We start from the raw sequence: 12,964 nt of genomic DNA on the forward strand, positions 1-12,964 counted from the left end.
ACATTCCTTACAAGTTACAAGAACGGGTTCAGCTGATCTTCCGGGACGCGGTCGTTTGTCCCGCTACCCGCTTGGAAATAATAGGGAGATCACTCCACTGAAGGTGAAACCTCATGCAGAAGCCCGGAACGATCGGCACGCGCCAATTCACCATTCTGGTTACCCTGATTACGGTCGGAGATTCGATTCTGATCTTGCCGGCAGCCGTAGCGAAAGAGGCCTCCTACGACAGTTGGCTTTCCAGCATCATTGGTGTATTGGTTGGCCTGGCTGTCATCTATCTGTATTGCATAATCAGCCGTTTGCACCAGGAGCACACGCTGATCGGAAAAAACATACTCATTTTCGGGCGTTGGCTCGGTACGGCTTTATCCATCATGTTCCTTTTCACGCTGCTGATCAACGGCTCTGTTTACGTGCGTGCCATCGGCGATTTCATGACCGCGCAAATTTTGAAGGAAACACCGAGCGTTGCCGTCGTCATCCTTCTCGTGGCGTGCTCCCTGTTCGGTGTGCGCCTCGGCTTGGAGACTTTCGCGCGGACGAGCGAGATTTTTTACCTCTGGTTCGTCTTTACTTTTCTCTCGTTTTTTTTCTTGTTGGTACCACAGTTTTCCCTTCGCAACTTGCAGCCCGTTCTGGAAAACGGGCTTGCCCCAGTCATCAGCGGCTCTTTTTCTGTGATCGCCTACCCGTATACAGAGCTGATCGTCTTTTTAATGATTACCCCTTTCGTCGATGTTCCGCAAAAGCTCACTTCTGCTTTTTTGCGGGGAGCGATCTACGGCGGAATCTGCCTGATCACGATCATTTTGATGACGCTTTTGGTGCTCGGTCCGGTGTTGACTGCTACAGACAATTTCCCCAGTTACTCGCTGGCGAAGCGGGTTCATGTCGGCGAGTTTTTTCAGCGGCAGGAAGCCATGATGGCACTGATGTGGTTCGTCTCGATTTATTTCAAGGTCGTCTTGTACATGTACGGCTTTTGCGTAGGCATTCAGCAGCTTTTGAAACTGAAGGAATACCAGCTACTCACCTATCCTACCTGTCTGTTGTTTGTTGTAGGTGCCATCATCCTTTTGCCGAATGAAACATTTTTGCTTCAAGCCTACACATTTTGGCCGCTCTTTGATTTTTCTGTGGCGGTTGCCTATCCGTTGCTACTCGTCGTCTGGTACCACATCAGGCAGCGACTGCAAAACAAGCCGACTCCTCTGCAAAAGTGAGGGGTCGGCTTGTTTTCATGTCTTTGCTTCTATTCTTTTGGCAGGCATGCTCGCTTGATCGCAGCGACTCGCTCGCTGTCCACATAGCGCAAAGCTTGCCCCTCTTCCCTGGCTGCGGTACCGAAATGAACCTCTCGGACGCCAGTCAGCCCGATCAGCTCAGGCGCATTCGTCGCGGACAGCCCGCTCCCTGCCAAAATGGACAGAGTCGAGTTTTCCGTTTTGCGCACCAGCTCCGCGATGCAATCTGCGCCTTCCATGGCTGTACGTTTTCCCCCGGAAGTCAGGATCGTCTTTACTTGCGGATATTGCAACAAGATGTCCAAAGCTCCAAGCTGGCTCACCGCTTCGTCAAAAGCCCGGTGAAAAGTCACGTTCAGGCCGTTTGCCTCTTCCAGCAACAGCTCCAGTCCGTCACGATCCAATTGCTTGTCTGGCGTCAACATGCCAAAAACAACACCTGCCGCCCCTAGCTCGCGGACGACGCGCACATCTTCTTTCATGACACGCAGCTCGTCTTTGGTATAGCAAAAAGATTGGCTGTGCGGCCGCACCATGACATTGACAGGAATGGAGACAGCCTTGACCGCCGCTTCGATCAAGCCCCAGCTTGGCGTAAGCCCTCCCTCCAAAATGCCGGAAATCAGCTCTAGCCGATCCGCGCCGCCTCGCTCTGCGCGTTTTGCATCCTCCACCGAAGTCGCAATCACTTCCACCAGCATGTGATTTCTCCTCTCGTCCGTAGCTTTTATGGACATTGTACTGAGCGTCGCCACCGTTGCGCAAGTGCGCGCCTAGCATTTTTCCAGAACGAACACGGGCCGCTTTTCCCCGACGACCAACTGGTTATCGTTGACGATTTCTTTCGGGGCCAACGCATGCAACCTGGCAATGGTCTCCTTGTTGTTGTAATCGATCTGCTCCAAAATGTTGGCGATGACGAGCGGCCAAACCAGCTCTGAACCGTCCAGTACCTTCAGCGAGAAGCTGATTCGCTCCTTTTTCAGCGCAAAACCGTATACGCCCATCGCGCCGCCTTTGGCAATAATGTTCGGATCGGTCAGCAGAGCTGTGCAGATGAATTGGTGGCTGGCGATGATTTCCGGGTGGGCCGTCATCCAGCCCGTCACTTTTTCAACCGCCTGGCGATTTTCTTGTTCCGCAATCAGGTCGGGACAGGCCAGCTTCAAATAAGCGATCGCCAAATGCTTGAGTGGCAGGGCATAAACAGGAAAGCCGCAACCGTCGACAGCAAGGCCAATGTGCTCCTGCGGGTACTCGGCGAGACTGGCAAAAGCTGCCAGAGCCTCCTGCTGGGCCGGATGCTCCTGCTTGTAGTAATCGCTGGTCGTATAGCCGCGTTCCTTGGACAACGCCAAAAAGCCCAGATGCTTTCCTGCGCAGTTGTGAAAAAGTCTGCGCTTGGCTACACCTTGGGACAAGCAGGCGAACTTGGGCGCTTCATTTAATGGATACGTCGGGCAGGTTAAAAGTTCGTCTTCGCGAATGCCCGTTTTGGCCAAAATCGATTCCAGTCCTTCCAGATGATAGGCTTCACCGCGATGAGATGCCGCGAACAGCGCCGCTTCCCGACTTGTCAGCCCGAATCTTTCGTCAATTTTTTGCCTCGCTACCGGAATCGCCTGAAACGGTTTGGCAGCGGAACGCAGCAAGACAACATGCATCACTTCTCCTGCCGAATAAATGACCTGGCCGTGCTCATCCACGCCGCAAACGATGCCTGAATGAACATTTTCCAATATACCTCCGCGATACTCTTCTACTAATGGGACATCCCGCATTATTCTCACCCGTTCTGTTCTATTTTTCTAATTATTCCATTCGAAGGATAATTGATTGTAATAAAGGTAAAAATTCATTCATTTAAAGTATTAAAACCAGAATTATCCGTCTTTTTATATGCCGATTTTCTCCATTGGTGTTATTAAAAAATACTAGCAGTGACACCATATTCCGTCAATCGTTTTTTCGTTGCCGATTGCCCACGGCAGGCCAATCTATAGTATAATGGCTCAGGATGGCAGCCGCCATCAATCGCATACGAAATCCGCGCGACTGGCGCGGGAGAGGTTCGCGAACTCCCTCTATAAAAAACTAAGGTGGACAACAGTACCGATCCCTTGGTATTGTTTTGTTTTTTTGCAGGAGCAAGTTCAAGAACTCTCTTTCTTCCATTACGATACTGAAGGAGATGGAGAGCATGAAAAAGGAAAAAGCCGTCGTTGTGTTCAGTGGAGGTCAGGACAGCACCACTTGCCTGTTCTGGGCCAAGCAGCAATTCGGCGAAGTAGAAACGATTACGTTTGACTACGGGCAGCGGCACAAGCTGGAAATCGAGTGTGCCAAAGAGATCGCCCGGGAGTTGGGCGTAGCCAACACCGTATTGGACATGAGCCTGTTGAATCAACTCGCTCCCAATGCACTAACCCGCACAGACATCAACATCACCCAGGAGGAAGGCCAGCTTCCATCCACATTTGTCGATGGGCGCAATCTGTTGTTCCTGTCTTTTGCAGGCGTTTTCGCCAAGCAAAAAGGAGCGCGGCATTTGGTTACTGGCGTTTGCGAAACGGATTTTAGCGGCTATCCCGATTGCCGCGATGCGTTTGTCAAATCGCTCAATGTGACGCTTAACCTGTCCATGGATTATCCGTTTGTGATCCATACGCCGCTCATGTGGCTCGACAAGGCGCAAACGTGGAAGCTGGCGGATGAACTGGGTGCCTTCACCTATATCCGCGAAAAAACCCTCACCTGCTACAACGGCATCAAAGGCGACGGCTGCGGCGAATGCCCTGCCTGCCACCTGCGAAAAGCCGGACTGGACAAGTATCTTTCCGAAAAAACTCAATCCGGGGCCAACGTCTGATGAGCGCAAACTTTGACTTTCGCATCGTCGACCGCATGCAGACACTTGGCACCCATATTCAACAATCGCAGCTGCGCTACCATAACAAGCGCGTGCTGGTGAGCAAGGAGTTTACGTTTGACGCCGCCCACCATCTGCACGCCTACGAAGGCAAATGCAAAAACTTGCACGGACACACGTACCACGTCGTGTTTGGCATCAGCGGCTACCCGGATGAAATCGGGCTGGTCATCGACTTCGGCGACATCAAGCAAATCTGGAAGGAACATATCGAGATTTACTTGGATCACCGCTACCTGAATGAAATGCTGCCGCCGATGAACACCACGGCAGAAAACATGGTCGTCTGGCTGTTTGAACAAATGGAGCAGCAGCTTCAATCTGACGTCTATAGCGACCGCTACCGCGGCGCTCGCGTCGAATTTGTCCGCCTGTTTGAAACGCCGACGAGCTACGCCGAGGCGAGACGGGAGTGGATGATGGAGTGAGCATTCCCGTTCTGGAAATTTTCGGCCCGACGATTCAAGGGGAAGGCATGGTCATCGGGCAAAAGACGATGTTCGTCCGCACCGCTGGCTGCGACTACCGCTGTAGCTGGTGTGACTCCGCCTTTACGTGGGACGGCTCGGCGCGCGATGAAATCAAGCAGTTGTCCGTCGAGGAAGTCTGGGCAGAGCTAACGCGTCTGGGCCAAGACCGTTTTTCCCATGTCACCATCTCTGGCGGCAACCCGGCGCTTCTCGCAGGCATGGGCGAGCTTGTCTCGTTTTTAAAGGAACGCGGCATTCGCACGGCGCTGGAGACACAAGGAAGCCGCTGGCAGGAATGGCTGCCGCTGATCGACGACATCACGATTTCTCCGAAGCCGCCCAGCTCTGGCATGAACACGGATTACGCCGTGCTCGATCGCATCGTGGGCGCTCTGACGGAGCAAAAGCATCCGGGGCTGAGCCTGAAGGTCGTCGTGTTTGACGACGCCGACTTCGCATATGCGCGCGACATCCATCGACGGTATCCGGCGGTTCCTTTTTTCCTCCAGCCGGGAAATAGCGATCTCGTCAGCGCGGACACGCACGAACTGAGAGAAAAGCTATTGGAAAGCTTTGAATGGCTGATCGACCAGGCGATGGCCGCCCCCGATTTGAACGACGCGAAAGTGCTGCCGCAGCTCCACGCCCTGGTTTGGGGAAACAAGCGCGGCGTGTAGGCGTGTAAATGAAAAGCCAGGATTGGATTATAGATGAAAAGAAGCGAGGATGAGAAACCAATGAACGAACAACAACGCGACCTGTCTTCCCTCACCCTGCTGGGCAACCAGGGAACGACCTACAACTATTCATACGACCCGAGTGTACTCGAGTCTTTTGACAACAAGCACCCGTACCGCGACTACTTCGTCAAGTTCAACTGCCCGGAGTTCACCAGTCTGTGTCCGATCACCGGACAGCCGGATTTTGCTACGATCTACATCAGCTACATCCCGGATATCAAAATGGTCGAGAGCAAATCGCTCAAGCTGTACCTGTTCAGCTTCCGCAACCACGGCGATTTTCACGAGGATTGCGTGAACGTGATCATGAACGACCTGATCAAGCTGATGGACCCGAAATACATCGAGGTGTGGGGCAAATTCACTCCGCGCGGCGGCATCTCGATCGACCCGTACTGCAACTACGGCAAGCCGGGCACGAAGTATGAGGAGATGGCCAGCTATCGCTTGATGAATCATGATATGTATCCGGAGAGAGTGGATAATCGGTAGAGGTTGATGTTGGTTAGAGTGAGAAAACCCTTGATATGCAAGGGTTTTTCTTTGACCGTCGCTGCCGAGGTATATATTTAGATAGAAAATGCCCCAAGCAGTGAGGACTATTTTTAGTTTTGACTAGGTAAGACAACTACAAAAAATCCCTACTAAATAGTAGGGATTCCGTTATAACTAAGTCAAATCGTCATCAAATAAATGTAGCACTAATATCCTTCTAGCAAATTTTCTTATAAATCTGTCAAAATCAATTCAATGGTCCCACTGTTTAGTTTCGCTTGAGAATCAAGATTTCTATAATAATTAATATAATGGTTATGTCTAAAAACTATTCCTGCATCGTTATTGGTCACACGAACACCTGGTTCATAAACATAGTTTTTCTTTGCAGTCTGAGTACCTAAAGCAAAATCAACAACCCACTTAGTATAGTGAGATGAAAGGCTTGATTCATCAATAATATTTGCTGATTTCCTGTTGAAAGTCCAACTCACCGAGGGAACTAACCCTGACAATCCAACAATAACCGAAGTGTCTGTGTCAGTGGTATATGGTCCATATGAGCGGATTGTTTGTTCGTCAATTTCATCACCAAGATGTCTGTATCTCATTGCTAATTCACGAGTTTGATAATCATTCATAGGCTCTGTTTGATTGAAAAACTTAACATCCCAAACAGATACTTTCTTGCCACTTAATGTTGATATACCTCTTCTTGTATAATCTACGTTGCTAGTATAAACACCCGCTAATGTGTTTCGGTTATTATCTCTCACTCTGTATGTGTAAGAATCGGAATAAGTATCATCATCAGAACTTGCTGAGGCTTTTAATGAATTCATATTCCTTGCGCCTTTATTTTCAGCAAGTTCAACTTTTTCTTGAATTTCTTCACGAATTTCTTCTAAAGGGACTTCATCTAGTTGATCAAAGATATAATCAACGTGTCTAGTACCATCTTGTTTATAGACACCTACCCCCATCAGTTTTGGTGGCACTCCTTCATCTTCAGACGAACGATTTATTTTGAGTTCAGTCTTAATATAATCCTTTATATCTTTGGGATCTATTTCTTCACCTTCATTATGGATGAAGTAATAAGTTTCTTCGCTATCATTATTACTTAATGTTTTTAACGATTTTGAGGAACGAGACTCATCTAATGAGATTTCAACTATATCCATCTTTTTTTGTCGTTCTTTTGCTAATAGGTTGTCACTAAATCCAGGAGTTAACACTAATGTCGTAGCCAAACAGACACACAAAAAAGATGATAACTTTTTCATATTAATACCACCTTTTACCTTTTAATTTTTCTATGTTATTATATACATAAAATCCAAAAAAAGGAATAAAAACAAAAATGTTCAAATTATTAGAAGTTTTGATAATTATAGTTTTGGGATTTTTTACTGGGTTATTCTTTGGAGGAGATAGCAATATATTACTTGGAGGTATATTTTGGGCTTTAATATTTATTTTACTTAAACTATATGACAAATGAATCAATTGCCCTCCCCGGACGCATAGTCCATAAAAAAAGCGGCAACCAAGTTTCGTCAACAATCCGTCAACAATCCGTCAACAACTCACGTTTCGACAAGTACGAAACCCTTATACATCACTGGTTTAAGGCATATAGTTTGTAACCGGAAAAAGTCGACAATCGCTAGAATCGAGGGAAACTCCTTTCCTGACAAGGAGTTTCCCTTTTTTTATCCGAGCAAAATTTAATCTTTTTCAAATTATTTTCATAGATTATAATGTTTGTAAAAAGGGGGTATTGCTATGGCAGCCAACGAGTATAGCTTACCTACATCCCCAAATGCTGTGAAAACGAAAGAGCTTCCTGTATTTGAGGTACAGCCCGATCAAAATCTTGCGAGCGAATTTCACAAGCGCTTAATTCAAATGATTGCCGAATTTGAGATATCCCTGGATGAACAGCATGAAGTCGGGATGCGGCTGGTATCGTTCGGCCAAAATATCACCTTGCGCGTAGAAGGGATCGGCTATTTCAATCCCAGTCTGATTCGTTTTTTCGGAACAACAGAAGCAGGCGCCCCAGTCGAACTCATCCAGCACATCTCGCAAATCAGTTTTCTCTTGATGGCAGTCAACAAAGCAGACCCGGCAAACCCGCCCAAGCGGATCGGGTTCAGCGCTTCCGAAGAAACAAAAGAAGAAGACGTGTAACAACGTCTTCTTTTTGCATGGTCAGGGCATTCGGTCTTTGCTGGATGCGCCTGGGCAAAATATATTGTAAAAACATGGTAACCAAGTTAAAGTAGCGTATAAATAGGAACCTACCTTTTCTGTTGTTGGAGGAGATTGCTCATGCATCCCAAAAACATCCCTCGTTAAGCCCGCGGCCCTCCATTCGTGAGCATTTGTCCCATTCCCCCCAATTAAACTTAAACTCAAGGGAGATGCATACAAATGAGCATGAATGGACCAGTAAAAATATCTCGCACCGAAAGACTGCAAACCTGCAAGGAAATTGCCGCCCGATTGCACGAGGTTTACGGCGAAAAAGTCTTGGCGATCGGCGTCTATGGCTCGGTATCGCGCGGAACGGACGGCCCGTTCTCTGATATAGAGATGTTGTGCGTCCTGGAAGAGTCAGGCGAAGAAACGGATTTCAGCCACGAATGGTCTGCCGGACCATGGAAAGCCGAAGTGAATGTCATCAGTGCACATGTGCTTTTGGACATGGCTGCTACTGTCGAAGATGACTGGCCGCTGACCCATGGCCCTTTTTTCGCCCCGCTGAGTCTGTATGATCCGAAAGGCTTTTTTCAAACGTTGAAAGAAGCGGCGCACTCTCTTGCCAAAGAAGCGTTCACGCAGGCAATCAACAGCGTGCTTGTAGGTGAAATGTACGAGTTCATCGGGAAGCTGAGGAATATCAGCCTGGAAGGCCCCCGCACTTACCTCCCTTACCTGGCCATGCAATTTGCCCAATACGGCGCTATGCTGATCGGGCTGCACCAGCAGACGTTCTATTCGACAGGAGCCAAGGTACTGCCTGAATCGTTGGAACTGCCTGATCGTCCGGATGGCTACGACCAGATAGCGACAATGGTGATGGCTGGAGATTTGGCGGATTCGGGCAAAATCGTCGCGGTCTGCGAGCGGTTTTGGAACGGACTCCACGCATGGGCAGTCAAGCATCAGTATGTGATTCACACAGAACGAATCCCATTTTAATGCAAGCAACAATCGGTTTATTGCCAGTTTGCCTGTTTGGAAAAAGCCTCGCTGTATGCGGGGCTTTTCTCCTTCTCCTGCAATCATGAAGTTGTGCCAGAAGCTTACGCCCAATGCTCAGGCCGCGTAAACGAGAGCGGTATTTTCGTGGCAGCATCGCCCTTCGCTGCGTTGAGCTGGGCCTGGGTGAGAAACAGGCTGTCCGTCAGATCGGCGCCGCGCAAATCGGTATCGCGCAGATCAGCGCCAATCAGGTCGGCCCATCTCAAGTTTGCGCCGCGCAAATCAGCCGCGATCAAGTAGGCTCCGCGCAGGTTCGCTCCCAGCAAATCGGCTCCTTTGAGCTTCGCGCCAATCAGATCGGCTCCCCGCCCCACATTTCTCGCTTTGGTGCGTGCGCCTTTCTGCTTGCGACAGGCTTCCGTCCGCACCAGTTCGCTCGCCTCCCGCAACAACTCGCCTACTTCTGCCCGATGTGCAGGTACATCTACCCGCAAAAGCTCTGCCGGAGCAAGCTCCGTGAACCGCTTCGTCTCCTGCAACACATCGTCCAGCTTCGCGTGAAGGGAACGGGCAACATGAAAAGTCAGCGCTTCCGTCAAATACCAAAGCAGCTCATGCAACTGCCACATGATCGGAAAAACTCCGTACATCTGGCTTGCCAGCTCAGGCGCTCGTCTCCAGTCACGCCCTCCGTATGTCTCTTGGGAAAGCTTTTGCCCTGCGCCGAAGCAATCGTAGACTGTACAGCCGCGAAAGCCGATCTGCCGCAAGCTTTGATGAACCCCGCAGCGAAAATCGGCCTGCAAGTTGCGACAGGGGGTACCTGCGTCTTTGTTGATTGCAAAATCCGAAGAAGCGGCAAAAGGCAGCGCCACACAGCACAGTCCGAAACATTTTTCACAGTCCGCTCGCAAATCATCGCGCAACCTCGCCAGGCTCGGCGCATGATTGCCCTGCTGATCATCCATACTTATCCTCCTGAAAAATAGCCGCTTCGTCGTATCAGCACTCAACTGTCAAAAGAGGCGATAAGGTCAAGCGGGCTAACAAATAATTACCATCGTAGTACGCCGACCGTATCTCGTCAATCCATTGTCGCTTCCTGCCTGATTGTCTCTGTTCTGTCGCACAAAAAAGCACGATCCGCCTTGCGCCGCTGGCAAAAGGATCGTGCTTGCTTTTTGTGAAATGGGAAACAAGTATCGGCGCTTTTGCGAAAACGGATGTGCCTGCTTCCCGCCAACCTTTCTGCCGCAGTAAGCGAAAAACGGCGCGACCATTTGGTTTCTTGCAAGTTACTTGAAGGCGACTTGCGACTCCAGCATGTAGTTGACCAGCACATCGGCAAAAGCCTCTGCCGTATTGTAGCATTCTTCCAGCGTATTGTTCGTTCCGCCAAACTCCAGAAGCAGACTTCCCGTCGAGACGGACTGGTTGTACACGCCGTTTCCTTCGTTTTTGCTTTTTAAAATGACGCCGCGCGACAGGCCGGGATAGTATGCTTCCAGGCGTGCATGAAGGGCATCGGCCAGCTTTTTGTTCTCCAGATAGCTCGGGTTGGCTGACCCGATGACAAACAGCATGCGCGAATACGTTTTGCCGTTGATCGTGATGGCGACTTTGCTGCGCGGCTCGTCGCTATCCCGGTGAATGTCGAAAATGTACTTGAGATTCGGGCTGGTCGTCGCCGCTGCCGCAACCGCTTTGTACGATTCGGTGTAGGACATCGAGTAGCTCTTTTTCTGCTCCGCCAGTTTTTGCGCGAAGTCGTCCTGGTTGACCATCGACGGGATGCCTTTTCCTTGCAGGATTTCGCCCAGTCGCTTGCCTACCAGCGTAATGTTGATCTCAGGATCGTCCACAGAGCTGCCCTGTGTATTGCGCGCTACATTTCTCCATGACTCGCGGTTGTGCGTGTGGTAAATGTAGACCGTTTCATTGCCGATCATGCCTTGATTGTAGCCTACTCCCGTTGTCGGTCCTGTGGAGCCTGGCGTCGGTGTTCCCGTCCCCGCAGCTGGAATCAGATCGACAATCCAGCCGGCGATGTAAGCAACCGAGTTGTCTGGCAGGCGAATGGCGTACCATTGCCCTACGGTTTGCACGATTGGAAAAGTTTGACCAGGCTGGACGTTGCCCACGACATCGTATTCTGTACCGGGGCCGCTGCGCAGGTTGGTGTCGGCGTTTTTCACGCGAACCGTCGCTTCTGCCGGAACCGGAGCAACTACTGGCGGCTGTGTCGTCTGACCCGTTCCACCTTGCACGACTGGTTTGAAAATATAGGCGTAGGTGCCGTAGTAGTCGATCGTGTACCACCCGTCCGCATAACCGTATTGCGTAATCGTGGTGCCGCCATTGACTTGTCCAATCACCGTTCCCAAAATATCAGGAGCTGCGTACACCTCGTAGCTCTCGTTCAGAACGAGCGGCCCTGCTCCCAATCCGCCAGGTGTTTCTGGTACGGTCGGCACGGGGGTCGGCTGCGGAACGGGAACCGGGACAGGCGTCGGGGTTGGCACTGGCGTCGGTGTCGGAACAGGAGTTGGCGCTGGTTTCGGTGCTGGCGCCGTCGTTTCTACCAAAAAGCGTGCGTTCACCCAACCGCTCGCTTGGTCGGACAGCTTGAGTTGCGCCCACTCGCCCTGCTTTTTCATTTGCAGGAAAACTCCGTTCTTGTCAATAATTTGCACAATTTGCGAGGTGGCGTTTGGCTCTGTACGCACATTCAGCATATCCACATTGCTTTTTACGTATTTGATTTGGGGAATTTCAAGCATTTTCACATACTTGTTGTTGACCCAGCCAGTCTTGCCATTGGTGAGCTTCACTTGCGTCCAGTCTTTTGTTCCCTGCACGATGGGCAGACGTGTTGCTTTGGATATCGTGCCGACGATCTGGGTCGTCGTTCCCGGGGTATCGCGAATATTCAACTGATCAACCGTTACCTCGACATGTGTGGCTGCTTCCGCGAGGGAAGCCGGCAGCAGGAAAATCAGGCAGCAGGCAGCAATAACACTGTTTTTTACGCGTGCAAGCAAGATTCTTGTTCTCCTTTTGTGTAGAGATCGTTAGCGAGATTGGTAAATCTAGCCTGATAGTAAAATTCGTGATTCGCCTGCATTTTCCTTCATCTTCCGACATCTTTTCGGCGCGCTTTCCGCGATTGCTGACAAAATGACGCAGCGATTCGTCCGCTCCCCAGACGAATGGCTCAGCACTTATGGCTCGATCGACTCTTCCGGCTCCTCCCTGACGATCGCAAGCGTCTGGTGATCCTCCCAGCGCCCGTTGATTTTCACGTTTTTGCGGGCGAGCCCTTCCTTGTGAAAGCCCGATTTGAGCAGCACCTTGATCGAACCCAGATTGTGCGGCATCACCCCTGCTTCCAGCCGATGCAAGTCCAATGTCTCAAACGCATAACGGACAACGAGCTTGACCGCCTCCGTCATAAAGCCTTTTCCGTTGTGCTCCTGATCGAGGAAATAGCCGATCCAGCCGCTTTGCAGATTGTAGCGCACCACCTCGGAAAGCATCACTTCCCCGATCACCTGATCCGTCTGCGGCAAACACACGAGGAAAACGTACCCGCGATCCTCCGCGCATAAGGTCATGTACTGGCGAATGCGTTCGAGCTGTCCTTGCAACGTATAAAAGTGTTCGTCCCGCTTTCCGGTAAAAAGCTGAAAAAATTCGCGGTTTCGCACCTCAAGCTCCAAAAGCGCTTGCGCGTCCGACTCTTTGACCAGGCGGACGTAAATGTTGCCTCCATGCATGTGCATCGTGCTCTTCTCTCCCTTGTAGGGCTGGTTTGCCCCAGCTATTTTTTTGCATAAAAAAACACCACAGGTTCATCCCCTGTGGTGTGGC

General features: G+C 50.4%; 12 protein-coding genes, 1 pseudogene and 1 riboswitch. Of the genes and pseudogenes, 7 read left to right on the forward strand and 6 right to left on the reverse strand.

Annotated elements, in window-relative coordinates:
* The first annotated feature begins 113 nt into the window (after positions 1-113).
* Positions 114-1,226: a GerAB/ArcD/ProY family transporter gene (locus tag NST23_RS21700; RefSeq protein WP_173597619.1), complete on the forward strand. Its 1,113-nt coding sequence runs from the start codon at positions 114-116 to the stop codon at positions 1,224-1,226.
* Positions 1,227-1,255: 29 nt separating this feature from the next.
* Here the strand turns inward: NST23_RS21700 and NST23_RS21705 are convergent, their stop codons facing one another.
* Complete coding sequence (locus tag NST23_RS21705) at positions 1,256-1,948, reverse strand: copper homeostasis protein CutC (RefSeq protein ID WP_173599200.1); 693 nt, start codon at positions 1,946-1,948, stop codon at positions 1,256-1,258.
* 72 nt (positions 1,949-2,020) lie between these two features.
* Positions 2,021-3,028: an asparaginase gene (locus NST23_RS21710; RefSeq protein ID WP_328139435.1), complete on the reverse strand. Its 1,008-nt coding sequence runs from the start codon at positions 3,026-3,028 to the stop codon at positions 2,021-2,023.
* 279 nt (positions 3,029-3,307) lie between these two features.
* A riboswitch (PreQ1 riboswitch) is annotated at positions 3,308-3,351 on the forward strand.
* 96 nt (positions 3,352-3,447) lie between these two features.
* On the opposite strand from NST23_RS21710, the gene queC reads away from it, so the two are divergent.
* The 4 genes from queC to queF are packed head-to-tail and all read left to right on the forward strand — an operon-like array spanning position 3,448 to position 5,878.
* Positions 3,448-4,116 carry a 7-cyano-7-deazaguanine synthase QueC gene (queC, locus tag NST23_RS21715; protein WP_122964726.1) on the forward strand — a complete coding sequence of 223 codons (669 nt, stop codon included), beginning with the start codon at positions 3,448-3,450 and terminating at the stop codon, positions 4,114-4,116.
* Positions 4,116-4,604: a 6-carboxytetrahydropterin synthase QueD gene (gene queD / locus NST23_RS21720; RefSeq protein ID WP_274874226.1), complete on the forward strand. Its 489-nt coding sequence runs from the start codon at positions 4,116-4,118 to the stop codon at positions 4,602-4,604. The genes queC and queD overlap by 1 nt, the downstream gene beginning before the upstream one ends.
* Positions 4,601-5,323 carry a 7-carboxy-7-deazaguanine synthase QueE gene (gene queE / locus NST23_RS21725; protein ID WP_255679159.1) on the forward strand — a complete coding sequence of 241 codons (723 nt, stop codon included), beginning with the start codon at positions 4,601-4,603 and terminating at the stop codon, positions 5,321-5,323. Before queD ends, queE begins: the two co-directional genes overlap by 4 nt.
* Before the next feature lie 60 nt (positions 5,324-5,383).
* A complete protein-coding gene (queF, locus tag NST23_RS21730) occupies positions 5,384-5,878 on the forward strand; it encodes a preQ(1) synthase (RefSeq protein ID WP_122964758.1) in 495 nt (164 codons plus the stop codon).
* Positions 5,879-6,111: 233 nt separating this feature from the next.
* Here the strand turns inward: queF and NST23_RS21735 are convergent, their stop codons facing one another.
* Positions 6,112-7,167: a hypothetical protein gene (locus NST23_RS21735; RefSeq protein WP_122964723.1), complete on the reverse strand. Its 1,056-nt coding sequence runs from the start codon at positions 7,165-7,167 to the stop codon at positions 6,112-6,114.
* A gap of 502 nt (positions 7,168-7,669) precedes the next feature.
* On the opposite strand from NST23_RS21735, the gene NST23_RS21740 reads away from it, so the two are divergent.
* Positions 7,670-8,077: a DUF6173 family protein gene (locus tag NST23_RS21740; RefSeq protein ID WP_122964722.1), complete on the forward strand. Its 408-nt coding sequence runs from the start codon at positions 7,670-7,672 to the stop codon at positions 8,075-8,077.
* A 243-nt stretch (positions 8,078-8,320) separates the two neighbouring features.
* Positions 8,321-9,091: an ANT(4')-I family aminoglycoside nucleotidyltransferase gene (locus tag NST23_RS21745; RefSeq protein WP_328139437.1), complete on the forward strand. Its 771-nt coding sequence runs from the start codon at positions 8,321-8,323 to the stop codon at positions 9,089-9,091.
* 104 nt (positions 9,092-9,195) lie between these two features.
* Here the strand turns inward: NST23_RS21745 and NST23_RS21750 are convergent, their stop codons facing one another.
* The 3 genes and pseudogenes from NST23_RS21750 to NST23_RS21760 all read right to left on the reverse strand — a co-directional run.
* A complete protein-coding gene (locus tag NST23_RS21750; protein WP_328139439.1) occupies positions 9,196-10,062 on the reverse strand; it encodes a pentapeptide repeat-containing protein in 867 nt (288 codons plus the stop codon).
* A gap of 327 nt (positions 10,063-10,389) precedes the next feature.
* Entirely contained in the window at positions 10,390-12,135 is a 1,746-nt protein-coding gene (gene spoIIP, locus NST23_RS21755) for a stage II sporulation protein P (protein ID WP_309539147.1), read from the reverse strand.
* 189 nt (positions 12,136-12,324) lie between these two features.
* Positions 12,325-12,876, reverse strand: a pseudogene (locus tag NST23_RS21760) (GNAT family N-acetyltransferase); the annotation flags it as partial.
* Positions 12,877-12,964: the final 88 nt, after the last annotated feature.

Source organism: Brevibacillus sp. FSL K6-0770 (assembly GCF_038000275.1).
In the GTDB taxonomy this organism is placed as follows: Bacteria; Bacillota; Bacilli; order Brevibacillales; family Brevibacillaceae; genus Brevibacillus; species Brevibacillus parabrevis.